This window comes from Streptomyces sp. NPDC050085, from assembly GCF_044460595.1.
Classification (GTDB): Bacteria; Actinomycetota; Actinomycetes; order Streptomycetales; family Streptomycetaceae; genus Streptomyces.
The window spans coordinates 605,037-628,898 of record NZ_JBITJZ010000005.1; the positions used below are offsets into that span (position 1 = coordinate 605,037).

General features: G+C 69.0%; 18 protein-coding genes and 1 tRNA gene. 7 read left to right on the forward strand and 12 right to left on the reverse strand.

The window, feature by feature from the left end:
• Positions 1-13 precede the first annotated feature (13 nt).
• The 3 genes from ACIBUY_RS22395 to ACIBUY_RS22405 form a co-directional block, all read right to left on the reverse strand.
• A complete protein-coding gene (locus ACIBUY_RS22395) occupies positions 14-1,957 on the reverse strand; it encodes an alkyl/aryl-sulfatase (RefSeq protein ID WP_399153426.1) in 1,944 nt (647 codons plus the stop codon).
• A gap of 136 nt (positions 1,958-2,093) precedes the next feature.
• Positions 2,094-2,852 (reverse strand): transcriptional regulator, encoded by a 759-nt coding sequence (locus ACIBUY_RS22400; RefSeq protein ID WP_399153427.1) that lies wholly within the window; start codon positions 2,850-2,852, stop codon positions 2,094-2,096.
• Between the two features lie 106 nt (positions 2,853-2,958).
• Positions 2,959-3,033, reverse strand: a tRNA-Leu gene (locus tag ACIBUY_RS22405).
• Between the two features lie 106 nt (positions 3,034-3,139).
• Here ACIBUY_RS22405 and ACIBUY_RS22410 point away from each other — a divergent pair.
• Complete coding sequence (locus ACIBUY_RS22410; protein WP_365564146.1) at positions 3,140-3,784, forward strand: response regulator; 645 nt, start codon at positions 3,140-3,142, stop codon at positions 3,782-3,784.
• A gap of 82 nt (positions 3,785-3,866) precedes the next feature.
• Here ACIBUY_RS22410 and ACIBUY_RS22415 read toward each other — a convergent pair whose 3' ends face one another.
• From ACIBUY_RS22415 to ACIBUY_RS22440, 6 genes are all read right to left on the reverse strand, one after another.
• A complete protein-coding gene (locus ACIBUY_RS22415; protein ID WP_365564144.1) occupies positions 3,867-4,583 on the reverse strand; it encodes an ABC transporter ATP-binding protein in 717 nt (238 codons plus the stop codon).
• Positions 4,580-5,434: an ABC transporter ATP-binding protein gene (locus tag ACIBUY_RS22420; protein WP_365564141.1), complete on the reverse strand. Its 855-nt coding sequence runs from the start codon at positions 5,432-5,434 to the stop codon at positions 4,580-4,582. The genes ACIBUY_RS22415 and ACIBUY_RS22420 overlap by 4 nt, the downstream gene beginning before the upstream one ends.
• A gap of 7 nt (positions 5,435-5,441) precedes the next feature.
• Positions 5,442-7,223 (reverse strand): branched-chain amino acid ABC transporter permease, encoded by a 1,782-nt coding sequence (locus ACIBUY_RS22425; RefSeq protein WP_365564139.1) that lies wholly within the window; start codon positions 7,221-7,223, stop codon positions 5,442-5,444.
• Positions 7,224-7,228: 5 nt separating this feature from the next.
• Positions 7,229-8,161, reverse strand: a complete 933-nt coding sequence (locus ACIBUY_RS22430) for a branched-chain amino acid ABC transporter permease (protein ID WP_365564137.1) — start codon at positions 8,159-8,161, stop codon at positions 7,229-7,231.
• 111 nt (positions 8,162-8,272) lie between these two features.
• Positions 8,273-9,508: a branched-chain amino acid ABC transporter substrate-binding protein gene (locus ACIBUY_RS22435; RefSeq protein ID WP_399153428.1), complete on the reverse strand. Its 1,236-nt coding sequence runs from the start codon at positions 9,506-9,508 to the stop codon at positions 8,273-8,275.
• 389 nt (positions 9,509-9,897) lie between these two features.
• Positions 9,898-10,581 (reverse strand): hypothetical protein, encoded by a 684-nt coding sequence (locus ACIBUY_RS22440; protein ID WP_365564132.1) that lies wholly within the window; start codon positions 10,579-10,581, stop codon positions 9,898-9,900.
• A 358-nt stretch (positions 10,582-10,939) separates the two neighbouring features.
• Between ACIBUY_RS22440 and ACIBUY_RS22445 the strand changes: the two genes are divergently transcribed.
• The gene (locus ACIBUY_RS22445) at positions 10,940-12,865 is read left to right on the forward strand and encodes a Xaa-Pro dipeptidyl-peptidase (protein ID WP_399153429.1); all 1,926 of its coding nucleotides are present in this window, start codon (positions 10,940-10,942) and stop codon (positions 12,863-12,865) included.
• Here the strand turns inward: ACIBUY_RS22445 and ACIBUY_RS22450 are convergent.
• The gene (locus tag ACIBUY_RS22450; protein ID WP_365564127.1) at positions 12,834-13,325 is read right to left on the reverse strand and encodes a hotdog fold thioesterase; all 492 of its coding nucleotides are present in this window, start codon (positions 13,323-13,325) and stop codon (positions 12,834-12,836) included. The two genes, ACIBUY_RS22445 and ACIBUY_RS22450, sit on opposite strands and share 32 nt — an antisense overlap.
• 54 nt (positions 13,326-13,379) lie before the next feature.
• Complete coding sequence (locus ACIBUY_RS22455; RefSeq protein ID WP_365564124.1) at positions 13,380-15,671, reverse strand: FdhF/YdeP family oxidoreductase; 2,292 nt, start codon at positions 15,669-15,671, stop codon at positions 13,380-13,382.
• Positions 15,672-15,875: 204 nt separating this feature from the next.
• On the opposite strand from ACIBUY_RS22455, the gene polA reads away from it, so the two are divergent.
• Both polA and ACIBUY_RS22465 read left to right on the forward strand, forming a co-directional pair.
• A complete protein-coding gene (polA, locus tag ACIBUY_RS22460) occupies positions 15,876-18,599 on the forward strand; it encodes a DNA polymerase I (protein WP_399153495.1) in 2,724 nt (907 codons plus the stop codon).
• 382 nt (positions 18,600-18,981) lie between these two features.
• Positions 18,982-19,959, forward strand: coding sequence for a serine hydrolase (locus ACIBUY_RS22465; protein ID WP_399153430.1), 978 nt, complete (start codon positions 18,982-18,984; stop codon positions 19,957-19,959).
• A 298-nt stretch (positions 19,960-20,257) separates the two neighbouring features.
• On the opposite strand, the gene ACIBUY_RS22470 is transcribed toward ACIBUY_RS22465, so the two are convergent.
• Positions 20,258-20,419 (reverse strand): DUF4184 family protein, encoded by a 162-nt coding sequence (locus tag ACIBUY_RS22470; RefSeq protein ID WP_365564602.1) that lies wholly within the window; start codon positions 20,417-20,419, stop codon positions 20,258-20,260.
• A 355-nt stretch (positions 20,420-20,774) separates the two neighbouring features.
• On the opposite strand from ACIBUY_RS22470, the gene ACIBUY_RS22475 reads away from it, so the two are divergent.
• From ACIBUY_RS22475 to ACIBUY_RS22485, 3 genes are all read left to right on the forward strand, one after another.
• Positions 20,775-22,520: a lytic murein transglycosylase gene (locus tag ACIBUY_RS22475; protein WP_399153431.1), complete on the forward strand. Its 1,746-nt coding sequence runs from the start codon at positions 20,775-20,777 to the stop codon at positions 22,518-22,520.
• Positions 22,521-22,699: 179 nt separating this feature from the next.
• On the forward strand, positions 22,700-22,834 hold the full coding sequence (locus tag ACIBUY_RS22480; RefSeq protein ID WP_365564115.1) for an SPW_0924 family protein: 135 nt from the start codon (positions 22,700-22,702) through the stop codon (positions 22,832-22,834).
• A gap of 29 nt (positions 22,835-22,863) precedes the next feature.
• Positions 22,864-23,856 carry a DUF3068 domain-containing protein gene (locus ACIBUY_RS22485; protein ID WP_365564112.1) on the forward strand — a complete coding sequence of 331 codons (993 nt, stop codon included), beginning with the start codon at positions 22,864-22,866 and terminating at the stop codon, positions 23,854-23,856.
• Positions 23,857-23,862: the final 6 nt, after the last annotated feature.

Sequence of the window (23,862 nt, forward strand, 5' to 3'; positions counted from 1 at the left end):
ATTCCTCAGGCGGCTACGGCGTGACGATCGCGAAATTCGGATCCGGCTTGTCGACGACAGCCAGCAGCTGCTGCAACAACGAAGCGTCCCCCGACACCTTGATGTCCCCGAGCCCCTTGCCACCGAGCAGAGCGAGCAACTGAGGTTTGGTCATGGTGAGCGTGACACCGGCACCGCTGTCGGCCTTCGCATCGCTCTTGTACGTCAACACACCGTTCTGCAACGTCAGATGGAAGACGGCGTTCAGAGCAGGGAAGCTCCAGTCCATCCTGATCCTCAGATCCCAGGCCTTCGGACCATTGATCCGGATCGCCACGGAATCGATGAGCTGATCGACGCTCAACGCCATCATCATGGTCGGACCCGCGGTCGACGACTCTGCCGACTTCACCCCGTCCGTCAGCTCCATCGCCCCGGTGAGGTAGAAGTTCCGCCACACCGCGTTCTCCGTCGCATACCCCAACTTGGTGTAGATCCCGGCCAGTTCGGCCTTCGCCGTCCTGTTCTCCGGATCGGCGAACACGACGTGATTGAGCAGCGTCGCGGCGAACCGCAGATCACCCTCCCGCGCGAACAGCTTCGCCTTGGTGATGGTCGCGGCCCGCCCACCCATCGCCTTCACATACCGCTTCGCCTCGTCGACGGGCGTGTGCTCCCACAGATGCGCCGGGTTCGCATCGAACCAGCCCATGTACCGCTGATAGATGCCCTTCACGTTGTGGGACAACGACCCGTAATACCCACGGTTCGCCCACCCCTGCAACGCCGGCGGCAACTCGATCGCCTCGGCGATCTCCTTCCCCGTCATCCCGATGTTGATCATCCGCAGCGTCTGGTCGTGCATGTACGCGTACAAGTCCCGCTGCTCAGTGAGGAGTTCGGAGATCTCCTCACCGCCCCAGGTGGGCCAGTGGTGCGACGCGAAGGCGACATCGACGCGCCCCGCGAACAGGTCGATGGACTCATTGAGGTAATGCGCCCACTCACGGGCATCCCGCACCTGCGCACCACGCAAGGTAATGATGTTGTGCATCGTGTGCGTCGCGTTCTCCGCCATGCACACGGCCCGCAGATCGGGGAACACGAAGTTCATCTCGGCGGGAGCCTCGGTCCCCGGCGTCATCTGGAACTCGATCCGCACCCCGTCGAACGTCTCGACCTGACCGGTCTCACTGATGCTCTTGGTCGGCGGAATGAGCCCCACGGTGCCGAGCGACACGTTCTGCCCGAGACCACAACCCACCTGCCCCTTCGCCGACTTGGGCAACTGGGCGCCGTACATGTAGACGGAACGGCGCGTCATCGCCGTACCCGCGTACACGTTCTCGGAGACCGCGTGCTCGAGGAAACCCTCGGGAGCGACGACCGGCACCCCGGCCGGGGCCCCGTTCGGCAGCACGCCGTACGCGCCGCCGAAGTGGTCGACGTGCGGGTGCGTGTAGATGAGGGCGGTGACCTTCTTGTCGCCCCGGTTGTCCCGGTACAGCTTCAGCGCGGCGGCGGCCGTCTCGGCGGAGATCAGCGGGTCGATGACGATGATGCCGGTGTCGCCCTCGACGATCGTCATGTTCGACAGATCGAGCCCGCGGACCTGGTAGATCCGCTCGGTGACCTTGTAGAGCCCCTGCTTGCTGACGAGCTGCGACTGCCGCCACAGACTCTTGCTGACGGTGCCCGACTCGTCGCCCTTCTTCAGGAAGTCGTACGCGTCGTTGTCCCAGACGACCTTGCCGTCCGAGTTCTTCACGACGCCCGGGGTGAGCGCGGCGATGAAGCCCTTGTCGGCGTTGGTGAAGTCGGTCGTGTCGTCGAAGTTCACGTCACCCTCGTCCGTCGCGCTGATGCTGCCGTGGTGCTGCCTGCCGGCGGCAAACGCGGACTCCGGGCTCACGGCCACGGCGGCCGCGGCAGCGCCTGTCGCTGCCGCGACGAAACGGCGCCGGTTGATCGGGCTCATGCGTACCTCTTCGGACGACGGGTGGGTGTGACCCCGAACATCGTGTGAGGGGGGAGGTGCGGTCAAGAGCTGGTGGGGGAATTGGGGCGGGTCCCAGGGGGCGGGCGGGGGTGGTGTGACGGGTCACATTGCGGGGTCAGTGTTTGGGGCCTACGTGGAGGTCGAGGAGGGCTACGTCTGCTTTGCGGGCGATGGAAATGTTCTGGCGGTTGGCCTGCTTCCAGGCAACGCCGACTACGTCGAGGGTGTCGGTGAAGAGGCGGATGATGTCGGCTGACAGGTTGGTGAAGAAGTACCGGGGGTACTCATAGCGTTTGCGCTCGCCGCCGATGGTCTTCTCGGTCCAGTTGGTGATGCGGCAGCCGTCGGAGTGGATGAGTCCCCGGATGAACTCCCATGGGTACGCGTCGACGATCTCTTGTTGCCACGGGGCGAGGGCGATCTTGCGGTGGTGCTTCTTGCCGGGGCCGTGCTGAGGGAAGAAGCAGGGCCAGTGGTTGCTGTAGCAGGTGACGTACTGGCAACCCTCCCTCTGGATGCGGAAGACCTTGTTGTCCGGGCGGATGGCTTGCATGGCCTCGGTGCACAAGTCGATCAGGCCGGGCCAGGCATCGGCGCACGCGATGCGGAGGAAGTGGGTGTTGCGCCGGAGATGGCTGATGCAACCGTCGCCGAGATAGAGGCCGAGTAAGTAGGCGTACGCGACGGGATCGGCCGGGAGGCTTGGTGTGTCCTGGCATCGCGGGCATGGCGTTGTACGCCCGAGGGGCTCGATGCGCGATTGCCATGAGCGGATGGCCGCTCGGGAGATGCCGGTCTGCTTGCTCACGGCGTTGAGGCTGCGCCCTTGCGCGACCAGCGCGAGTGCCCGTTTGCGTGTGCCCATGTCGTACATGCGGACACTCTGCGTTGCGGATCGTGACGCCATGCAGCAAAAAGCGGATGTTCACGAGAAGGTGAGCATCCGCTTCTAGGTTCTGACCTTGGAATCCAAGGAAAAGTGCCCCAGGTGGGATTCGAACCCACACTGTCCGCTGTTTGAGAGCGGCCTCTCTAACCAGTTGGAGTACTGGGGCCTTAGAAAGAAAGGGGAGTAGGCACCCCCTTGGCGAACCACCATACCGCAGCTAGGTACGCTCTTGGGAGCACTACCCCCGCCCTGCATAACCAAGGAGCGCCCCCGTGACCGCCCCCGAGTCGCCCCAGCCCGACGACGACAAGTCGCACGTCCCGCCGCTGACGACCCGTGTCGTCATCGCCGAGGACGAGGCCCTGATCCGCCTCGACCTCAAAGAGATGCTCGAGGAAGAGGGCTACACCGTCGTGGGTGAGGCCGGTGACGGTGAGCAGGCGATCGAGCTGGCTCGTGAGCACAAGCCCGACCTCGTGATCCTCGACGTGAAGATGCCGAAGCTGGATGGCATCAGCGCGGCGGAGAAGATCGCGGAGGAGTCGATCGCTCCGGTGCTGATGCTGACCGCGTTCTCGCAGCGCGACCTCGTTGAGCGGGCCCGGGACGCGGGCGCGATGGCGTACCTGGTGAAGCCGTTCAGCAAGAGCGATGTGGTGCCCGCGATCGAGATGGCGGTGTCGCGGTTCACCGAGCTCAAGACGTTGGAGCAGGAGGTCGCGGACCTCACTCAGCGGCTGGAGACGCGGAAGCTGGTGGACCGTGCGAAGTCGATTCTGCAGACGGAGTACGGGCTGACGGAGCCGGCGGCGTTCCGTTGGATCCAGAAGACGTCGATGGACCGGCGGCTTTCGATGCAGCAGGTTGCGGAGGCGGTCATCGAGGACGCCGCGGAGAAGAAGGCGTCGAAGGGCTGACCTCCTGCGCCCGCTCTCGTACGTGAATGAGGCCCGCCCCTGAGAAGGGGCGGGCCTCATGTGCGTAGAGCCGAGGGGAGGGTCAGTCCTCGCCGAGGTACGCCTTGCGGACGGACTCGTCGTGGAGGAGGTCCTGGCCCGTGCCCGAGAGGACGATGGAGCCGACTTCCATGACGTGGCCGTGGTCGGCGAGGGAGAGGGCGGCCTGGGCGTTCTGTTCGACGAGGAGGATCGTCGTGCCCTGGGACTTCAGCTCGGCGATGGTTGCCATGATCTTCTGCATCATGATCGGGGAGAGGCCCATGGAGGGTTCGTCGAGCATGAGGAGCTTGGGCTGGGACATCAGGGCCCGGCCCATGGCGAGCATTTGCTGTTCGCCGCCGGACAGGGTGCCTGCGGCTTGCTTGCGGCGTTCTCCCAGGATGGGGAAGAGGTCGTAGGCGCGCTGCATGTCCTTTTCGATGCCTGCCGCGTCCTTGCGGAGGAAGGCGCCGAGTTGGAGGTTCTCGGCGATGGACAGGCGGGGGAAGATGCGGCGGCCTTCGGGGGAGTGGGCGAGGCCCATGGCGACGATCTTGTGGGCCGGGACGCCGTTGAGGGGCTGTCCGTTGAACATGATCTTGCCGCTGAGGGGCTTGAGCAGGCCGGAGAGCGTGCGGAGGGTCGTTGTCTTGCCGGCTCCGTTGGTGCCGATCAGGGTGACGACCTGGCCTTCTTCCACGGTGAAGGAGATGCCTTTGACGGCTTCGATCTTGCCGTAGGCGACCTTGAGGTCTTCGACTTCGAGCAGGGCGGTCACTGGCCCTCTCCTTCCGGGGAGCCTTCGGCGGCGGCGTGGACTTCGGCCGCTTCGACTTCCTGCAGTGCTGTGTCCTCGGGGGCGCCTTCGAAGGGGGTGCCGAGGTAGGCGGCGATGACGCGTTCGTCGCCTTGGACGACCTCGCTCGTTCCCTCCACCAGCTTTTCGCCCTGCACCAGGACAGCGACTCGGTCGCAGAGGTTGAAGATGAAGCGCATGTCGTGCTCGATGACGAGGACGGCGATGCCCTTGTCGCGGATGGCGAAGACCAACTCTTCGGTGGCGCGGGTCTCTTGGGGGTTCATGCCTGCTGTTGGTTCGTCAAGGAGCAGCAGGCCGGGTTCGCTTGCCATGGCGCGGGCGATTTCGAGCTTGCGCTGTTCGCCGTAGGGCAGGCTTCGTGCGAGGTGGTCTCGCTTGTGTGCGAGGCCGATGAACTCCAGGAGTTCCATGGCGCGTTCTTCGGATGCGCGTTCGGCCTTCTTGAAGCCGGGGCCGCGCAGGAGGGCCGACCAGAGGCCTTCTTTGGTGCGGGTGTGGCGGCCGACGAGGACGTTCTCGAGGACCGTCATGTTGGCGAAGAGGCGGATGTTCTGGAAGGTGCGGGCCATGCCTGCCTGGGTGACCAGGTGGGGTTTGGGTGGGAGTACCGAGCCCTTGTAGGTGACTTGGCCTTCGGTGGGGATGTAGAGGCCGGTCAGGCAGTTGAAGAACGTTGTCTTTCCTGCGCCGTTGGGGCCGATGAGGCCGACGATCTCGCCTTCGTTGACGGTGAGGTCGACGGAGCGGACGGCGGTGAGGCCGCCGAAGCGCATGGTGACGTTGCTGGCTTCCAGCACGGTGTTCGTCATGGTGGTGTCACGCCCCTGCCTTGGTCGCCTTGGTGGCGCCGATGGTGCCTTCGGGCAGGCTTTGTTGTTCGGGGATGTCGAGTTGGCCGGTCTCGTGGAATTCGAGTTGGCGGCGGCGGTTGGCGATGATGCCTTCGGGGCGGAAGCGCATGAGGAGGACGAGTGCGATGCCGAAGGCGAAGAGTTCGTAGTTCTGGAGGAAGCTGAGTTTCTCCGGGATGAGGTAGAGGAGGCTGGCGCCGAGGAGGGGGCCGCTGACGGTTCCCATGCCGCCGAGGACGACGGCGGCGAGGAGGAACGCGGAGTTGGGCGGGGCGGCGCCGGCGAACTGGTACGGGGTGGGCACGACGGAGTAGGTGACGTGCGCGCTGACCGTGCCGGCGAGGCCTGCGAGTGCGGCGCCGAGGGCGAAGGCGATGAGTTTGACGCGGAAGCCGTTGATTCCCATGGCTGTTGCCGCTGTTTCGTCCTCGCGGATGGCGACCCAGGAGCGGCCGATGCGGGAGTCGGCGGCGCGGGTGAAGACCAGCACGACGATGGCCGTGAAGATCAGCATGAGGAGGAAGTAGTTGGCGAAGCGGCCGAGGGTGAAGCCGGCGATGTCGTGGGGGTTCCCGAGGTTGAATCCGAGGATTTCGAGGTCGGGGATGTTGGCGATGCCGTTGGGGCCGTTGGTGAGGTTGGGGCCGGAGGAGCCGTCGAGGTTGTTGACGGCGATGCGGAAGATTTCTCCGAAGCCGAGGGTGACGATGGCGAGGTAGTCGCCGCGTAGGCGCAGGGTGGGGGCGCCGATGAGGATGCCGAAGACGAGGGAGGCGCCCATGCCGACCAGTACGGCGGCCCAGAAGGGGAATTGGGTGCCGGTGAAGCGGGAGTACTCGGAGCCGGAGACGAGGGCTGCGGCGTAGGCGCCGACGCCGAGGAAGGCGACGTAGCCGAGGTCGAGGAGTCCGGTGAGGCCGACGACGATGTTCAGGCCGAGGGCGACGGTGGCGAAGATGAGGATGTTGACGCCGATGTTGGCGTTGTGGTCCTCGGACTGGGTGAAGGGGAAGATCGCCGCGGCGAGGAACGCCATGGAGGTGGCGAAGCCTTTGTGGCGGGCGTTGAGGGTGGAGAAGCGGTCGGTGAGGCCGGCGCTGAAGAGGGCCCAGGCGGCGAAGATGACGAGCAGCATGAAGCCGCTGAAGGTTTCGCCGTATTCGTCGTCGGGGGTGCCGATGCCGTAGGTGAAGACGATGAGGCCGAGGGCGAGCGCGAGGGTGATGATGATGCGTTCGGCCCAGGCGGGTACGGGTGTTGCGGTGGGGATGTGGTCGGCCTTGGCGAAGTAGGACTTCCAGGTGTCGCCGGGGCGGGGCAGGGCGAGGGCGCCGAGGACCGGGAGGAGTGTGGCGACGGCGGCGAGGTAGGCGCCGGGGTCGAGGTTGGCGAGGCCGCCGAGTTCGATGGCGATGGCGAGGACCGTGTACCAGGTGACGGCGAAGGCGGCCAGGGCCATGAGGAAGAGGGGGCTGGTGGCGCGGGAGGGGTTGAGCCAGCGCAGTCCTCGTACGTTCCAGAGGGTGAGGGCGTAGAGGAGGGTGAGGATGCCGCCGGTGAGGGTGAGGAGTTGGAGTCCTGCGGGGTAGCCGGTGACGGTGAGGTCGCCGGGGAAGGCGCTGGTCCAGGTCCAGGAGAGCATGGTGGAGGCGAGGGTGGCGACGGCGCCGACGGCGATGAGGATGCGGGCGGCGCCTTCGGGCAGCGGGATCACCGGTGCCTGGGGTTTCGTCGTGGTGTCGGTCATGCCGGTCACGCCCTGTCCGCGACGCGTTCGCCGAGTAGGCCTTGTGGCCTGAACAGGAGGACGAGGATGAGGAGGACGAAGGCCCAGACGGAGGCCCAGCCCTGGCCGCCGAACTGTTCCATGCCGGGGATGTCGGCGATGTAGGCGGTGGCGAGGCCTTCGGCGAGGCCGAGGACGAGGCCGCCGAGCATGGCGCCGTAGATGTTGCCGATGCCGCCGAGGACGGCGGCGGTGAAGGCTTTGAGGCCGGCGACGAAGCCCATGTCGTAGTTGACGCTGCCGACGCGGAAGCCCCAGGCGATGCCGGCGACGGCGGCGAAGAAGCCGCCGATGGCGAAGGCGATGACGATGATGCGGTTGGTGTCGATGCCCATGAGCTGGGCGGTGTCCGGGTCCTGTGCGGTGGCCTGCATGGCGCGGCCGGTGCGGGAGGTGCGGACGAAGAAGGCGAGGGCCGCCATGCAGAGGGGGGCGGCTATGAGGACGAAGAGTTCACCGGACTGGATCTTGAGGTTGTCGGTGATGTTGAAGGGGCCGCCGGGGAGTTGGGGGAATTTCCGGGCGTTGTCGGCCTCGGGGTACCAGTTGAAGACGGCCTGCTGGAGGACGAGGGAGAGGCCGATGGCGGTGATGAGGGGTGCGAGGCGTGGGGCGCCTCTGAGGGGGCGGTAGGCGAACCGTTCCGCTCCCACCGCGATGAGGACGGCGACGAGTCCGCCGCCGACGATCATGAGGGGGAGGGCAATCCACATGGATGTGCCGTCGGGCAGGATGAGATAGGTGGTGAGGGCGCCGAAGCCGCCCGTCATGAAGATCTCGCCGTGGGCGAAGTTGATGAGCTGGACGATGCCGTACACCATCGTGTAGCCGATGGCGATCAGGCCGTACATCGAGCCGAGAATCAGCCCGTTGGCCAGCTGTTGCGGCAGAGTGTGCACCGCATGGCCTCCATGTGGGTGCGGAGAGTGACTGGGGATAGGGGTAGGGCCGCGCGGTGACGGGTCGTCGTGGCCGCGCGGCCCTGGGTGCTACTCAGTGCTGATGGTGAGTCAGCTGGCGTTGTACGTGCCGGTCTTGACGGACTTCCACACGCCGTTGGTGACCTGGTACAGGGTGAGCTGCTTGTTCTTGGTGTCGCCGAACTCGTCGAAGCCGACGGGGCCCGCGATGCCTTCGAAGCTGATCTTCTGGACCTCGTCGACGACCTTCTGGCGGGCGTCGGACGGGACCTTGCCGTCCTTCACGACGTTGCCGATGGCCTTGATGATGGCGGTGGCGGCGTCGTAGGAGTAGCCGCCGTAGGTGCCGTAGTCGCCCTTGTAGCCGCCGGCCTTGTACTTGTCGATGAAGTCCTTGGCGGCGGGCAGGGTGTCGACGGGGACGCCGACGGAGGTGACGAGGTCACCCTCGGCGGCCTTGCCGGCGGTCTTGATGTAGGTCGGGGTGAACATGCCGTCGCCGCCCATGAGCGGGATCTTGGCGCCGGCGTCCTTGAGCTGCTTGGTGAGGACCTGCGACTCGTCGTACTGGCCGCCGTAGTAGAGCAGTTCGGCGCCGGAGTTCTTGATCTTGGTGACGAGGGTCGCGAAGTCCTTGTCGCCCACGTTGACGTGGTCGGTGGAGACGACCTGGCCGCCCTGCTCCTTGAACTTCTTGGCGAAGATGCCGGCGAGGCCGGCGCCGTAGGTCTGCTTGTCGTCGACGACGAAGACCTTCTTCTTCTTGAGGGTCTTGTAGACGTAGTCGGCGGAGAAGCCGCCCTGGACCTCGTCGGTGATGGCGGTGCGGAAGTACGTCTTGAACGGGCGCACCTTGTTGCCGGAGACCCAGTCCTTGCCCTGGGTGAGCGGCGGGGCCGTGTTGGACGGCGAGATCTCGGCGAGGTTGGCGGAGGCGAAGACCTTCTGCATGGTCTGTGCGACACCGGAGTTGAGGGGGCCGACGACGCCGAGGACGTTCTTGTCGGCGACGAGCTGCGAGGCGTTCTGCTGGCCGGTGGGCGGCAGGGCCTTGTCGTCGAGGGCCTTCACTTCGAAGGTGACGCCGGGGACGAGCTTCTTCTCGTTGGCGTCCTTGACGGCGATCTCGACGCCGGACTTGATGCCGAGGCCGGTGGCGGAGTTCTGGCCGGTCAGGGGCGCGTCGACGCCGATCACGACGGTGGTGTTGCTGCCGCCCTTGTCGCCGTCACCCTTGTCGTCGCGCGATCCGCAGGCGGTCAGCGTGAGTGCTCCGGTGGTGAGCACGGTGGTGAGTATGAGCAGAGAACGGTGTCGCACGATCATTCCTCTCCCTGGCGCGGTCCCCGGGATGGGGGCCGTGAGTCTCGCCGGGCCGTACTGGGTGGTACAGGGGCCGTGCAATGGACGCGCCCGGCGGCGCGGTGACTGGCCGTGACTATAAGCGCAGGTAAGGGGGTGGGGGAGCCGCGGTGGGCAGGCTGTGACGCTCTTGTTATGCCGGGGCGAGTTCGGGTGGGTGCAGTGCGGACGATTGGGGCGTAAGGGGATAGGGGGCACGGGCACCGAGTTGTTCACATGCCGAGAACTCGCAGTTCCGGTACGGAACTTGAGTTGATCTTGGTCGGTGCGGGGTGCGCGGGGTTTGTGCGCGCGACGGGGGCGGGTCGGGGGCGGGGGAGGCGTGCGGGCGGCGCGCTGAGGTTCGCATTGCTTCATTGCGACAGAGGTAACTGAGTGTTACCTACATGTGAGATCGTCCCGGGCGGGGTGTGGGGGTTCCCGGCGGGCGGGGCCGGCGCTTCGGGTGGCAGGGCGGGTCCGCAGTTGGCACCGAGGAACGACCACAGGTCGCGGGCGAAGGCGCCGCCGAAGAGGAAACTGTGCTGCTGCTGTGCGCGCTGATTGCGCAGCACCAGGTCGAGTTGGGGGATGTCGATGCCGTGCGGCAGGCCCGAACAGGAGTAGATGGCGAACCACACGGTGAGGGTCCCCGGCTCTCCGGGCTTCACTGTCAGTGGCAGCCGGGGCGTGGTGGAGGCGCCCAACTCGGGCAGCCAGGACTCCAGCTGACGAATGGTCACGGGACTGCCGGTGCGGACGTGCACGGTGAAGCGGAAGGCGCCGTTGTCCAGGGCGGGCCCGTCGTACTCCAGGGTCGTGGTGGTCGCGGGCCACGGTGAGGGGGTGGGGTCGGCGGGGGTGGGTCGCAGCACGAGCAGTGCGGTGGTGGCCGCGGCGAGGGCGAGGATCCCGGCGGCGATGCGGCGACGCCGCGGCGGCAGCGTGGTCCAAAGGTCGGTCAGGCGCGGGGAGTTGGAGCCGATGGTGTCGAGGTGCGTCGTGGCGGGAGGGGTGCCCTGGGGGTCGTAGGGCTCGACGGGCCCGATGCCGGTCATGCCTGGACGGTAAGCCGGAGTGGGGGGCTCCGCCAATGAGCGGGGCTGGGTCTTGTTGCCGGGTGCGGGTGCGGGTGCGGGTGTGTGTGTGTGTGGGGGGCTGGTCGAGGGGACGCCGCACGACGTGCGTGCATCTCAGGGGCGCGGGGCTGTGTCATCGGCGGCTCCGCCGCGGGGCGCGACTGGCGATGACGGTGCAGCGGTCGGGTGCGCTCGGACGCCTCCACGGCGCGCAGCCGTGTCTTTCCCGCCGACCTGCAGACGGCCCCAACTGAGGCCATCTGGCGGGGAGTCGCTGCGCGCGGTGGAATACCGGCGTCCCGCGAGTGAACTCCCGTACCGCGCCCTTGGAGGCACGATGGTGAGATCCACCGGCACGAGCGCACGTCGCAGGCGTGGCGTGGCCGTGGTGTGCGCGCTGGTCGCGACCTTGGCCGCGCCGTCCGCGTACGCCGCCCAACAGCCCGCAGAACAGGCGCGGTTGAAGATATCGGGGCACGAGACGCAACCCGTCTTCTCCCGGGCCGACGCCGTCTATCAGCAGGTCGACATCCAGACGGAGGTCGACAGCGACGGGGACGGCAGGCGCGACACCGTACGGATGCGGATCCTGCGGCCCGAGGAGACCGACACGGCGCGGCTGAAGGTCGCCACGATCGTCGAGGCGAGCCCGTACTGGGCGGGTGGCAACGACGTCCCGAACCACGGGGTGGACCTGGATGAGGACGGCCTTCCCGTGGCACCTCAACGGGCTTCCGGGCAGCCCGGGTTGACCGGTCCTGCGACCGCGTACTCCGGCTACTACGACAACTACTTCCTGCCCCGCGGATACGCCGTCGCCCAGGTCGACAGCCTCGGCACCGGCGGCTCCACCGGCTGTCCCACCTCCGGCGGGCGCAACGAGACGCTGGGCGCGAAGGCCGCGATCGACTGGCTGGGCGGTCGTGCCAAGGGCTGGGACCCCGACGGGAACCCGGTGCGCGCCGACTGGTCCACCGGCAACGCCGCGATGATGGGCATCTCCTACAACGGCACCCTGCCAACTGCCGTCGCCACCACGGGAGTCGAGGGCCTCAAGGCGATCGTGCCGATCTCCGGGATCTCCTCCTGGTACGACTACTACCGGGCGAACGGCGGCGTCGTCGCGCCCGGCACGTACCAGGGCGAGGACACCGACGTGCTGGCCAGGTACGTGTACTCGCGCGCGGATCGCGAGATCTGCAAGCCGGTCCTCGACGCGCTGGAGCGCGACCAGGACCGGGCGACCGGTGACTGGTCGGCGTACTGGGACGAGCGCGACTACCTCAAGGACGCCGGCAGGATCAAGGCGGGCGTCTTCGTCGTCCACGGCCTCAACGACTGGAACGTGAAGACCAAGAACGCGGGACGGTTGTGGCAGGCACTGAAGGAGAACCACGTGCCGCGCAAGCTGTGGCTGCACCAGGCCGGGCACGCCAACCCGATGCCGCTGCGCATGGAGGAGTGGCTGCGCCAGGTCCACCACTGGTTCGACTACTGGCTCTACGACATCGACAACGGCGTGCTCGACGAGCCCCAAGTCGACGTCGAGCAGGCCGACTTCAGCTGGCAGCAGCAGTCGGACTGGCCAGCCCGCGGCACCCGGGACACGACGCTGCGGCTGCGCGCCGACGGCACGCTCGGCCGCACCGCGAGACCCGCCGCCGTCCAGTCGCTGACGGACGCGGGCCGCACGGTCCCCGCCGAACAGCTGGTGGCGCAGCCGGACGCGGCGAACCCGAACCGGCTCGCGTACACAACGGGCGTACTGGACAAGGACGTTCGCGTCAACGGTGTGCCGACGGTCGACGTGCGCGCGTCACTGTCGGGTACGTCGCCGTACGTGACCGCGCTGCTCGTCGACTACGGCCGTGACACCCGCGCCACGTCCGGCACGGTCACCGACACCTCTCAGCAGGTCTGCTACGGCGAGGGCGTGCCGGGGACGCCGGGCGAGACCGGCTGTGCGTACCGGTCGAAGCACGCGGTGCAGACGGCCGACTTCAAGATCGTGACGCGGGGCTGGCTGGACGCCCGCAACCGCGTCTCGTACGCGCACCAGTCCAAGGTCGTCGAGGGGCGCGAGTACCGGCTGCGCTGGGACCTGCAGCCGCAGGACTACGTGTTCAAGGCCGGGCACCGGCTGGGCGTGGTGCTGATCTCGACCGACTACGACTACACGCTGCGCTACCCGGCGGGCACGACGATGGCCGTGCGCGCCGGGGCAGGGTCGCTCACGCTGCCGGTGGCGCCGTCTCGCTCGTAGCGCTCATCGGGGAGTCCTTGAGGACGCAGGTCAGGCGGGCCGTGCAGACCCGCTTGTCCTGCTCGTCGGTGATGACGATCTCGTACGTCGCCGTGGTGCGCCCGCGGTGCACCGGTGTGGCCACGCCGGTGACCAGGCCCGAGCGGGCGCTGCGGTGGTGCGTGCAGTTCAGGTCGACGCCGACGGCGAGCTTGCCGATGCCGCCGTGCAGCATCGAACCGACCGAGCCGATGGTCTCGGCGAGGACGGCGGAGGCCCCGCCGTGCAGCAGGCCGTACGGCTGGGTGTTGCCCTCGACGGGCATCGTGGCGACGACGCGGTCCGCGGACGCCTCCTTGATCTCGATGCCCATGCGGGTGCCGAGGTGACCGGCGGAGAACAGGGAGGTCAGGTCGATGCCGAGCGCTGCGTACTCGTCGATGACCTCTTGCGGGAACTTCACGTGGTTCTGCTCGCCCATGGGGCCCGGCTCCGTCCGTCGTGCCTGCTGTTTCTACGCTGGCTGAGCAAACGCTCAGTGGGTTCCCGATTGTTCCAGGCGGATCACGACGGACTTGCTGGCGGGGGTGTTGCTGGTGTCCGCGGTGGCGTCCAGCGGGACCAGCACGTTCGTCTCCGGGTAGTAGGCGGCCGCGCAGCCACGGGCCGTCGGGTAGTGGACGACGCGGAAGCCGGGCGCGCGCCGCTCGACGCCGTCGCTCCACTCGCTGACGAGGTCGACGTAGGAGCCTTCGGCGAGGGACAGCTCGCGCGCGTCCTCGTCGTTGACCAGGACCACCCTGCGGCCGTTCTTGATGCCGCGGTAGCGGTCGTCCAGGCCGTAGATGGTGGTGTTGTACTGGTCGTGCGAGCGCAGGGTCTGCAGCAGGAGGCGCCCCTTCGGGAGGCGCGGGTACTCGACCGGGGCCGCCGTGAAGTTGGCCTTGCCGGTGGTGGTGGGGAAGCGGCGCTCGTCGCGCGGCGCGTGCGGCAGGGCGAAGCCGCCAGGGCGTCCAGCAGTCGCAGTCACGCGCGCGTTGAAGTCCTCGAAGCCGGGGATGACGCGGGCGATGCGGTCGCGGATCGTCGCGTAGTCCTTCTCGAACTCCTCCCAGGGCGTGCGGGATTCGTGGCCGAGGACGCGGCGGGCGAGGCGGGCGACGATGGCCGGCTCGGACAGCAGGTGCCTGCTCGCGGGCGCCAGGCGGCCGCGCGAGGCGTGCACCATGCCCATGGAGTCCTCGACGGTGACGAACTGCTCGCCACTGTCCTGCAGATCGCGCTCGGTGCGGCCGAGGGTCGGCAGGATCAGGGCGCGGGCGCCGGTCACGGCGTGCGAGCGGTTCAGCTTCGTCGACACGTGGACGGTGAGGCGGGCGCGGCGCATCGCGGCCTCGGTGACGTCGGTGTCGGGCGACGCGGCCACGAAGTTGCCGCCCATGGCGAAGAAGACCTTCGCCTCGCCGTCGCGCAGCGCGCGGATCGCCCGGACGACGTCGAAGCCGTGCTCGCGCGGCGGCGCGAAGCCGAACTCCTTCTCCAGGGCGTCCAGGAAGGCGGGCGCGGGCCGCTCGAAGATGCCCATGGTGCGGTCGCCCTGCACGTTGCTGTGGCCGCGCACGGGGCAGACGCCCGCGCCCGGGCGGCCGATGTTGCCGCGCAGCAGAAGGAAGTTGACCACTTCGCGGATCGTGGGCACGGAGTGCTTGTGCTGGGTCAGGCCCATCGCCCAGCACACGACGGTGCGCTGGGAGGCGAGGACCATCTCCAGGGCGCGCTCGATGTCGGCGCGGGACAGGCCGGTCGCCTCGAGGGTCTCCGTCCAGTCGGCGGCGCGGGCGGCCTCGGCGAACTCCTCGTAGCCATGGGTGTGTTCGGCGATGAACGCGTCGTCGGTGGCGCCGGGTGTGCCGAGGATCAGCCTGTTCAGGAGGCGGAAGAGGGCCTGGTCGCCGCCGAGGCGGATCTGCAGGAACAGGTCGGTGAGCGAGGCGCCCTTGGTGAGGCCCTTCGGGGTCTGCGGGTTCTTGAACTTCTCGAGTCCCGCCTCCGGCAGCGGATTCACGGAGATGATCTTCGCGCCGCCGGCCTTGGCCTTCTCCAGGGCGGAGAGCATGCGCGGGTGGTTCGTGCCCGGGTTCTGCCCGGCGACGATGATCAGGTCCGCCTTGTAGAGGTCCTCGAGCAGGACGCTGCCCTTGCCGATGCCGATGGTCTCCGTGAGGGCCGAACCGGACGACTCGTGGCACATGTTCGAGCAGTCGGGCAGGTTGTTCGTGCCGAACTCGCGGGCGAACAGCTGGTACAGGAACGCCGCTTCGTTACTGGTCCGCCCCGACGTGTAGAAGACCGCCTCGTCGGGGGAGGCGAGCGCCTCGATCTCCTCGCCGATGATGTCGAAGGCCCGCTCCCACGTCACCGGCTCGTAGCGCTCGGCGTCCTCCGCTAGGTACATGGGGTGGGTGAGCCGGCCCTGCTGGCCCAGCCAGTACCCGGACCGGTTCGCCAGGTCGGCGACCGGGTGCGCGGCGAAGAACTCGGGGGTCACCCGGCGCAGCGTGGCCTCCTCGGCGACCGCCTTCGCCCCGTTCTCACAGAACTCCGCCGCGTGCCGGTGCTCCGGCTCGGGCCAGGCGCAGCCCGGGCAGTCGAAGCCGTCCTTCTGGTTGACCCGCAGCAGCGTCAGCGCCGTGCGCTTCACGCCCATCTGCTCGCGGGCCATCTTGAGGCTGTGCTTGACGGCGGGGAGCCCGGCGGCGTGGTGCTGCGGCGCCGCGACCTGCGGTGCGTCCTGAACCGGGTCCGATGCGGGCGGCTTGCTGGCCATGTCGTGCTCCCCTTCGAGCGGGTCCTGCGGGCGTGCTGTGAGCTGCGTCTCCGATCCTCGCACGGACGGCTGACAGCGCCCCGGGTCGGTCCGGTGTGGACCGGACTGTCAGTGGGGTCTGGCAGGATCGGGGACGTGGCAGAGAAAGCAGCAAAGACGGCGACCGAGGCAGCAGGCAACAGCACAGGCGGACGCCCCCGCCTGATGCTCATGGACGGGCACTCGCTGGCGTACCGGGCGTTCTTCGCGCTGCCCGCGGAGAACTTCACGACGGCGACGGGCCAGCCGACGAACGCGATCTACGGCTTCGCGTCGATGCTGGCGAACACGCTGCGCGACGAGGCGCCCACGCACTTCGCGGTCGCGTTCGACGTGTCCCGCAAGACGTGGCGCTCCGCGGAGTTCACCGAGTACAAGGCGAACCGGTCGAAGACCCCGGACGAGTTCAAGGGGCAGGTCGAGCTCATCGGTGAGCTGCTCGACGCGATGCACACGCCGCGCTTCGCCGTGGACGGCTTCGAGGCCGACGACGTCATCGCCACGCTCGCCACGCAGGCCGAGGCCGCCGGCTTCGACGTCCTCATCGTCACCGGCGACCGGGACTCCTTCCAGCTGGTCACGGACCACGTGACGGTGCTGTACCCGACCAAGGGCGTCTCCGAGCTGACGCGGTTCACGCCGGAGAAGGTCGAGGAGAAGTACGGCCTGACCCCGGCCCAGTACCCGGACTTCGCCGCGCTGCGCGGCGACCCGTCGGACAACCTGCCGGGCATCCCCGGAGTCGGCGAGAAGACGGCCGCGAAGTGGATCAACCAGTTCGGTTCGTTCGCCGAGCTGGTCGAGCGCGCCGAAGAGGTCAAGGGCAAGGCGGGGGCGAACCTGCGCGAGCACCTGGACGCCGTGAAGCTGAACCGCCGCCTGACCGAGATGGTGCGCGACGTCGAGCTGCCGGGGACGGTCCAGGACCTCGAGCGTGCGCCGTACGACCGCACCGCGATCGCGATGATCCTGGACACCCTGGAGATCCGTAACCCGTCGCTGCGCGAGCGCCTGTTCGCCGTCGACCCGGGCGCCGCCGAGGCCGAGGAGGCACCGGCCGAGCCGGGCGTCGACGTGGACGGAAAGGTGCTCGCCACCGGCGAGTTGGCGCCGTGGCTGGCCGAGCACGGCAAGGCCGCCCTCGGCATGGCGACCGTCGACACGAACAAGGGGGGCGGCGCAAAGCGCCTCGTTGGAGGGGCGGCGGCGGGAGACGGGTGGGCGCTCGGCGCCGGTTCGGTGACCGAGGTCGCGCTGGCCGCCGCCGGGGGAGAGGCCGCCTGGTTCGACCCGTCGGCGCTCGACGAGGCCGACGAGAAGGCGTTCGCGAAGTGGGCGGGCGACGCGAAGAAGCCGAAGGTCCTGCACAACGCCAAGACGGTCATGCGGGTCTTCGCCGAGCACGGCTGGAGCGTGGACGGCATCACCATGGACACGGCGCTCGCCGCGTACCTGGTCAAGCCCGGCCGCCGCTCCTTCGCACTCGACGCGCTGTCCCTGGAGTACCTGGGCCGCGAGCTCGCCCCGGCGGGTGCAGCCGACGGGCAGCTGGCCTTCGGCACCGACGAGGACGACCAGGCCGAGGCCGACGCGCTCATGGTGCAGGCCCGCGCGATCCTCGACCTGGGCGAGGCGTTCGGCGAGCGCCTCAAGGAGGTCGGCGCGGCCGAGCTGCTCACCGACATCGAACTTCCCACCTCCACGCTCCTGGCGCGCATGGAGCGGCACGGCATCGCCGCCGACCGCGCCCACCTGGAGTCGATGGAGCAGATGTTCGCGGGCGCCGTGCAGCAGGCGGTGAAGGAGGCCCACGCCTCCGTGGGCCACGAGTTCAACCTGGGCTCCCCGAAGCAGCTCCAGGAAGTCTTCTTCGGCGAGCTCGACCTGCCGAAGACGAAGAAGACCAAGACCGGGTACACGACGGACGCGGACGCGCTGGCCTGGCTGGCCACGCAGACCGACCACGAGCTGCCCGTGATCATGCTGCGCCACCGCGAGCAGGCCAAGCTCCGCGTCACGGTCGAGGGCCTGATCAAGACGATCGCCGCGGACGGCCGCATCCACACGACGTTCAACCAGACGGTGGCGGCGACGGGCCGGCTGTCGTCGACGGACCCGAACCTGCAGAACATCCCGGTCCGTACCGACGAGGGACGCGCCATCCGCCGCGGCTTCGTGGTCGGTGAGGGCTTCGAGTCCCTGATGACCGCCGACTACAGCCAGATCGAGCTGCGCGTCATGGCCCACCTGTCCGAGGACGAGGGCCTCCTGGAGGCGTTCAACTCGGGGGAGGACCTGCACACCACGGTCGCCTCCCAGGTGTTCGGCGTGGAGCGGGACGCGGTCGACGCGGAGATGCGCCGCAAGATCAAGGCGATGTCGTACGGGCTCGCGTACGGCCTGTCCGCGTTCGGCCTCTCCGGTCAGCTGAACATCGACCCGGGCGAGGCGCGCGGCCTGATGGACACGTACTTCGAGCGCTTCGGCGGCGTACGGGACTACCTGCGGCGGGTCGTCGACGAGGCGCGGGCCACCGGGTACACGGAGACGATGCTGGGCCGCCGCCGCTATCTGCCCGACCTGAACTCGGACAACCGGCAGCGGCGCGAGATGGCCGAGCGCATGGCGCTCAACGCGCCGATCCAGGGCACCGCCGCCGACATCGTGAAGATCGCGATGCTGAACGTGGACAAGGCGCTCACCGAGGCCGGTCTCACCTCCCGGATGCTGCTCCAGGTCCACGACGAAATCGTCCTGGAGATCGCCCCCGGTGAGGCGGCGGCCGCGGAGGAGCTGGTCCGGCGCGAGATGGCCGCGGCGGTTGCCCTCCGGGCGCCGCTTGACGTGTCGGTCGGGCTCGGCACGGACTGGGAGTCCGCGGCGCACTAGCCTCCGGCGGGCGGGACGTATGACGGGGCGGCGCCGGTTGGTGCCGCCCCGTTTTTTCGGGGTGCGTCTGCCGGGTCCTGTTGCGTTGCCGGGTGCGGGCCGGTGGGGGCTGGTCGCGCCCCGCGGCGGAGCCGCTAATGACACAGCCCCGCGCCCCTGAAAGCTGCGGCTTCGCCGCTGCCTTCCCTGATGGGATGCCGCACGAAGTGCGCATCCCAGGGGCGCGGGGAACTGCGCGAGAAGCCCCACCGGCCGGCAGCCGCCCACCGCACCGGCGGAGCCACGGCGCACCGGCGGAGCCACGGCGCGCAGGCGTGAAGCCACACCCCCGTTCAGCCGTCACACCGCGCCCCGCCACGGGACCGGCCCCCACGATGGGCCAATGCCGCACAGACGCACCGTCACCCTGGCCGCAGCCGCACTCCTGGGCGCGGTACTCCTGAGCGCCGCCCCCACCGCGACCGCCGCGGAGCGGACCCCCATCTGTCGCGCCCCCAACAACCCCGCCCTGGCGAAACAGCTGACCCGCGACCTGCGCGCCGCTCTGGCCAAGCGCAGCGGCACCGTGTCGCTGGCCCTGTACGACGACCGGACCCGGGCGAGCTGTGTCCTCGGCGAAGGCATCCGGTACGACTCGGCGTCCATCGTCAAGGTCCTGATCATGGAGGCGACGCTGCGGCGGGCCGAGGCGTGGGGGCGCCCGCTCACCGGCTGGGAGCGGCGCAACATCCGCCCCATGATCCACAGTTCGGACAACATGGCCGCGAGCCGCCTGTGGAACGACGTGGGCCAGCCCTCCCTCGCCGCCACCCTGAACCGCGCCGGCACCACCCGCACCAGCCTTGGCCCGTACGGCTACTGGGGCCTGACCCGCACCACCGCCGCCGACCAGCTGCGGCTGCTCGGGGCGTTGACGAATCCCCACTCGTTCCTCAAGTCCCGTTCCTACGCCCTGAAGTTGATGGGCGAGGTGCGCAAGGACCAGCGGTGGGGCGTGACGGCGGGCATGCCGCGGGGGCTGCGCGCCCACCTGAAGAACGGCTGGCTGCCGCGTGCCACGCACGGCTGGCGGATCCACAGCATCGGCGTCTTCACCGGCAGCGGCCGCACCTACCGCCTCGCCGTCCTGAGCCACGACAACCCGTCGATGTCGTACGGCGTACGCACCGTGGAGCGGGTCGCGCAGGCCGTCCACCGGGGTCTGAACAAGGGCCGCGCCATCGCCCGCGGCTTCACCCCGGCGGACGAGATCAGCGGGCGCTCGGACGGCTCGGTTCCGCCGCGGGCACCGGAACTCCCCGATCCGTACGACCTGGTGGGCCCGGACGGCGACGCCGCAGCGTTCCCCGTCGTGCCCTGACCACCACCGCGTACAGGACGAGGCCGAGCACGAGACCGGAACCCGCCCCGAAGCACACCGTGGGGACGATCTCCCAGGGCTTCCATGCGAGCCCGGCCCCCTCCACGTAGGAGAGCGGGCGCGCCACCCGTGCGATCCCGCAGCCGCACGCGCACCCGCCGATCAGGACGAGCGCGAGCAGGCGCTCGCGGGGCGAGGCCGCGGCCACGGCGGGACCGGACGCGGACCAGGCCGCCCGGACCCGCCACACGAACACCGCGATCAGGACCAGCGCAAGGGCCGAACTCCCGTACTGCGCCTACCAGTAGAGCGGTGAGCCGCCGACGTTCTCGCCGAGCGCCGGGATCAGGCGCACGCCCCGGCGGCCGGGGTGCGTGAACGCGTCCCACACCACGTGCGTCGTCGCCCCGAGCACCACGGAGACGTACCAGCACACCGGCCAGCAGCGCGAACAGCGGATCGCGGACCAGGTGCCACAGGCCCACGAGGGCGAGCGCGATCGGCACGTCGACGGTGAGCACGCCCGCGAAGGAGTGCGTCACGTCGCCGAACTCCATCGCCCCGGGGACCGCCCCCGCCCCGACCGGTCGCGCCGTACGAAGGGCAGCACCGCAGCGGCATGACTGATCGTGAACGGCACGCGACCCCCCGGAGAACAGGAACGGCAGGCGCCGAAGGGTACGACAACGCGTACGCGACCAATCTGGAGATAACGGGCACGAACGGGTGTCTGCGCGGCGGAAGTTGTCGTAGTGTCGGCTGCGTCCGTGCGCTGGGGAGCGTAGGACGACGGTGTCTACGGAGGGGTTCGCGGCATGGCGGCGGTATTCGGCAAGCGGCTGCGCAGGGGTGCGATGACGGCGGCGGTCGCGGCCGCGGCGGTGGCGGCGCTCTCCGCGTCCCAGGCCCCGGGCGTGACCGTTCCGCAGGCGGGCGGCCAGTCCACCGCGGACCGGACCGACGAGCCGACGCCGGACACGGCGACCGGACCCGACTACTTCACCGATCTGCCGCCCCTCGACAGCCCCACCGACACCCCGACCACCACGCCGGGCTCGGGCGCAGGCGGCGACGCCGAGGCGGGCATACCCTCCACCGTCCTGGACGCGTACAAGAAGGCCGAGGCCGAGCTCGCGAGCTCCAAGCCGGGCTGCAACCTGCCCTGGCAGCTGCTCGCCGCGATCGGCAAGGTCGAGTCGGGCCAGGCCCGCGGCGGCAACGTGGACGCGAACGGGACGACGATCTCCCCCATCCTCGGCCCGGTCCTGAACGGGGTGGGCTTCGCGAACATCAGCGACACCGACGGCGGCCTCTTCGACGGCGACACGGTCCACGACCGCGCCGTGGGCCCCATGCAGTTCATCCCCTCCACCTGGGAATGGGCGGGCCGCGACGGCAACGGCGACGGCAAGAAGGACCCGAACAACATCTACGACGCGGCCCTCGCCACCGGCCATTACCTGTGCCGCAACGGCTGGGACCTGTCCGACGCCAACGACCTGAACTCGGCGATCCTCAGCTACAACCGGTCCACGGACTACCTCAACACCGTCCTGTCCTGGCTGGAGTACTACCGCAAGGGCGTGCACCAGGTGCCGAACGGTACGGGCGTGCTGCCCAAGTACCCGACCAGCGGCGGCAGCGGCTCGGGTTCGGGCGCCTCCCCGTCGCCCTCGCCGTCCCCGTCGGCCAGCACCCCGCCCGCCACGTCGACGCCGAACCCCGGCACGACCACGCCCGGCTCCGGCGGTTCGGGCGGCTCCGGCTCGCCCGACCCGACCGATCCGCCGACCACCCCGCCCACCACTCCGCCCGCCACCCCGGTGTCGACCGTCACCAAGCTCACCGACGCGAAGACCGGCAAGCTCAGCGCCATGGCGGGCGACACCTTCGGCGAGCAGGTCGCGGTGCGCCCGACGAACGCCAAGGGCACGGGCGTCGCCCGGGTGCAGGTGCGGTTCGCGATCGTCGGCACGACGGACGCGCGGTTCGCGGACGGCTCCACCAACGCCCTCGTCACCACGAACAGCGCGGGCGTGGCCACCGCGCCCAAGCTCGTCGCGGGCGAGACGACCGGCGACTTCACGGTCCGCGCCACCGTCATCGGCCGCTCCCTGCCGGGCCTCGACTACACCGCGACCGTCACCGCGCGCGCCGCCGACAAGCTGGTGCGCACCAGCGACAAGGAGCTCAGCTGCGTCGCGGGCGGCGAGTTCGCCGACGCCGTCGAGGTGAAGGCGACGTACGGCGGCGCGGTCGCCGACTCGGTCGCCGCGACCGCCACCCTCATCAAGTCCGCCGACGACGCGACCGAGGCCGACAAGGGCCCGTACTTCAAGGACGCCGACGGCAAGACGGTCCGCACCCTCAAGGACCTCAAGACCGACAAGGGCGGCCTGCTCAAGCTGCCCAAGCTGTACGCGGACGACGCCACCGGCACGTTCCTGCTGCGGATCAACACGACGGGCGGCGCGACGCTCACCGTCGAGCTGAAGGTGACCGCGGCCCCGAGCGGCGGCGGTTCCGCGAGCCCGTCGGAGTCGGCGAGCCCCTCCGCGTAACGCCTGACACCCGGGCGACACACCAGGCCCTCCGGTCCCACGGGACCGGGGGGCTTCGTCGTGTGTACAACGTGTTCTCATCTGGGCCCGGCATTGCTACGGTGCACCGACCCAGAGGCCTGACGCCTCATCAGATTCCATTGGATCCCGTGTGTCGCACGGTTGCAGGGAGGTCGGACATGCGCGCCCTCATCGCCGCGTCGATCGGACTCGCCGTCGCTCTCGCCCTGGTTCTCACCATCACGGCGATCGGCGCCCCGCCCGGCAAGACGTCCCCCAAACCGCTCCTGACCACCATCCCCAAACACCCCTAGCGCGACCGTAGTTGAGGAGGGCCGCCGAGATGCGCCGCAAGGCCAGCCTGATCCTGCTCGCCTTCGCCGTGTTCTTCACGGCGATGTCCCCGCTGATGCGCTGGTACGCGTTCCCGCGCCTGGCGAAGATCCCGCCGAACCAGTACCAGACGATGGTCCTGGAAGCGAAGAACGCGACCCTCATCGACTACGGCTCGATGCAGGTGCGCCAGGTCCCCAAACTCACCGTCGTCCAGACCCTCAAGGGCAACGTCGAGGAGTCCGACAAGATCGAGAAGAGCGCCGGGCGCGACGTGGTCGTCTGGGACGCACTCGCCTACGTCGTGGGCCCCGACGGGAAGTACGTCACGCAGATCCCCGAGCGCTACATCTTCGACGCCCACAGTCAGGAGCCCGTGCACGCCACCGGTGAATCCGTCGACGGCGACCCGGTCACCCGCGAGGGCATCGAGTTCAAGTGGCCGTTCCTGACGGAGAAGCGGGACTACGAGTACTTCGACTCCCGCGCCCGCATCACCCGGCCCATCCACTACAAGGGCACCGAGACGTTCCGCGGCGTCAAGGTCTACCGCTTCGAGCAGACCATCCCGTGGATGGAGGTCCCCTTCCCCAAGAAGCTGCCCGTCCCGAACATCACGCAGAAGGACCTCGCCAACTCCGGCACCAAGATGTGGTACACGACCGAGCGCACCTTCCTCGTCGACCCCACGACCGGCGCCCCCGTCTTCGGCGAGGAGAAGCACAAGGAGGAGATGCGCGGCGGCTCCCTGGTCGGCGACCGGGGCAAGGTCACCGCGTTCGCCGGTGACGTGAAGATCCGCGAGGACTTCATCAAGTCCACCGTCGATCTGGTCAAGTCCCAGCGCACCCTGGTCCTGCTGCTCACCTCGTACCTGCCGTGGGGCTTCCTGATCCTCGGGGTGCTGCTGCTCGCCCTCGCCCTGTGGCTCGAGGCCCGCAGCCGCCGCCCGGGGGAGCCGGAGTCCGTCCCGGTGCAGGAGCCGCAACCGGCCGGGGTCTGAGAGGCC

Excerpts from the sequence above, each read along its gene's own strand:
- ACIBUY_RS22395 (WP_399153426.1), bottom strand. The coding sequence starts at position 1,957 with ATGAGCCCGATCAACCGGCGCCGTTTCGTCGCGGCAGCGACAGGCGCT.
- ACIBUY_RS22400 (WP_399153427.1), bottom strand. The coding sequence starts at position 2,852 with ATGTACGACATGGGCACACGCAAACGGGCACTCGCGCTGGTCGCGCAA.
- ACIBUY_RS22420 (WP_365564141.1), bottom strand. The coding sequence starts at position 5,434 with ATGACGAACACCGTGCTGGAAGCCAGCAACGTCACCATGCGCTTCGGC.
- ACIBUY_RS22425 (WP_365564139.1), bottom strand. The coding sequence starts at position 7,223 with ATGACCGACACCACGACGAAACCCCAGGCACCGGTGATCCCGCTGCCC.
- ACIBUY_RS22435 (WP_399153428.1), bottom strand. The coding sequence starts at position 9,508 with ATGATCGTGCGACACCGTTCTCTGCTCATACTCACCACCGTGCTCACC.
- ACIBUY_RS22440 (WP_365564132.1), bottom strand. The coding sequence starts at position 10,581 with ATGACCGGCATCGGGCCCGTCGAGCCCTACGACCCCCAGGGCACCCCT.
- ACIBUY_RS22445 (WP_399153429.1), top strand. The coding sequence starts at position 10,940 with ATGGTGAGATCCACCGGCACGAGCGCACGTCGCAGGCGTGGCGTGGCC.
- ACIBUY_RS22450 (WP_365564127.1), bottom strand. The coding sequence starts at position 13,325 with ATGGGCGAGCAGAACCACGTGAAGTTCCCGCAAGAGGTCATCGACGAG.
- ACIBUY_RS22455 (WP_365564124.1), bottom strand. The coding sequence starts at position 15,671 with ATGGCCAGCAAGCCGCCCGCATCGGACCCGGTTCAGGACGCACCGCAG.
- polA (WP_399153495.1), top strand. The coding sequence starts at position 15,876 with ATGCTCATGGACGGGCACTCGCTGGCGTACCGGGCGTTCTTCGCGCTG.
- ACIBUY_RS22465 (WP_399153430.1), top strand. The coding sequence starts at position 18,982 with ATGCCGCACAGACGCACCGTCACCCTGGCCGCAGCCGCACTCCTGGGC.
- ACIBUY_RS22475 (WP_399153431.1), top strand. The coding sequence starts at position 20,775 with ATGGCGGCGGTATTCGGCAAGCGGCTGCGCAGGGGTGCGATGACGGCG.
- ACIBUY_RS22480 (WP_365564115.1), top strand. The coding sequence starts at position 22,700 with ATGCGCGCCCTCATCGCCGCGTCGATCGGACTCGCCGTCGCTCTCGCC.
- ACIBUY_RS22485 (WP_365564112.1), top strand. The coding sequence starts at position 22,864 with ATGCGCCGCAAGGCCAGCCTGATCCTGCTCGCCTTCGCCGTGTTCTTC.